Origin of the sequence: uncultured Thiodictyon sp. (genome assembly GCF_903828115.1) — a bacterium.
GTDB lineage: Bacteria > Pseudomonadota > Gammaproteobacteria > Chromatiales > Chromatiaceae > Thiodictyon.
On the sequence record NZ_CAIKKU010000779.1, the window covers coordinates 1 to 1629 of the forward strand.

Sequence of the window (1629 nt, forward strand, 5' to 3'; positions counted from 1 at the left end):
CGACCCCTGGCAGCCCTGTGCGACTTGTACCGCCAGCGGTCGCTGCACCGCCTGGAACTCGGTTCAGACCCTGCGCGACGCGGCGAGCGGTCCCCGCCTGCGCAACCGTCTCACCGAACTGTTCCAGGCCTGTCATCAGCGGGGCGAGGTCCACATCACCGCCCGCGAGTTGCGCGCGGCCCTGTCCTATTGCCTCTTCGGACTCGACGACTGCGCCGACCTGCACCAGGACCCCGACCGTCGCCCGGTGCACTTCTGGCACCGCGCCTTAGACTCTGGCTCCGACCAGCGCCAGGGCGAACTGCTCGCCGAGATGGCCCGCTTCGACCCGGCCCTGGAGGCCGACCCCGCCATCGACCGCGTGCTGCTGCGCCAGGATGCGGCCGTCGGCGGTCCCGACCGGCTCCGCGAGGCCCGCCGTCGCGCCTGGCTGCTGCGCCCGGACCCAGACCCGAACCCAGGCCCCAACCAGGATCAAGACGACGGCGTGCGGCTCAGTCACGGCCGCCACCTCGCCCGTTTCCGCGATCTGCCGCTGCTGCCGCCGTCGGACCAGGACGCCACGCTACGCGACCTGTGCTTAGGTATCGCCCGCCTGGAGGAGTTGCCCGCGCTCGCCTTCGCCCCCGACAACCTGGCCCGCGGCGTGCCGCTGCGCATCACCCCACGCACACCCACCGAGAGCGCCTTCTGGGTGGTCAAGCCCTGGGACCGGTTCAGCCTCGAACCCGCGCTGCCGCTGGCCGCCGACGGACTGGAGCGCCTGCATACCCATTTGCACCTGATCTACCGATATGCCGACAGTAGCACTGAGACCCTGATCATCGGTCTGGAGATCTTCCATCTGCTGCTGGAACTGAAGGACGGCACCCAGCTCTCCGGGGTCGGCGAAGAAGGCGTTTTCGCCAATCTGGAGATCTTCACCCAGCGTTTGGCGAGCGAGGACGCCCGCGAGTTGCACGGCTGGCATCCCAGCGACGAGCAGGGGTTGTTCCGGGTGCGCGTCGTACCACGCGAGGGGCGGCAGGTGCTGGTGCGGGAGATGCTGTGAGCGGCCATACTTGTCCATATGCCCGGTCGCGCACATCCTATCCGCGATGAAAATCGAGTGGGACCCAACGAAGCGAACCATGAACAGAAAAGACGATAGCGATCCACTTGATCAAGAGATCGACTTCAGCCAGGCCCGCCACGGCCCTGTCATCACCCCTGAGAGCGATAAGACACGCATTACCATCTCCTTGGATACAGCCGTCGTCGACTGGTTCAGGGAGCAGGTCCCGGAAAATGGCGGCAGCTACCAGACGCTGATCAACGAGGCCCTGAAGGTCCACATCGACCAGCAGCAAAGCCGGAATGATCTGGAACAGACACTGCGGCGGGTGCTGTGCGAAGAACTCGACGCAAGGCAGGCTGCTTGAGGGCGATGCGTTTGAACGCTTACGGTCGCGCCTGGATACGCGCGCCCCAGCCTCAATGTCTTGCATCCATTAACAAAGAAGACCCGCGATGACTACCATTACGCTGGACTTGTCCGAGTCCCTGGTCCGACAGGCAAGCCAGGCCGCACGACTCATGCACCGCCCCTTGGAGCAGGTGCTTGCCGTGCTGCTGGAGGCGGCCCTGCCG

At 65.9% G+C, this 1629-nt stretch carries 2 protein-coding genes; both read left to right on the plus strand.

Going from position 1 to position 1629, the window contains the following annotated elements; translation table 11 throughout:
- Window positions 1-1051: hypothetical protein (locus QZY48_RS28530; RefSeq protein ID WP_295437049.1), on the plus strand; the 1051-nt coding region annotated here is incomplete at its 5' end.
- A gap of 79 nt (window positions 1052-1130) precedes the next feature.
- Window positions 1131-1421, plus strand: a complete 291-nt coding sequence (locus tag QZY48_RS28535; protein WP_295437051.1) for a BrnA antitoxin family protein — start codon at window positions 1131-1133, stop codon at window positions 1419-1421.
- Window positions 1422-1629: the final 208 nt, after the last annotated feature.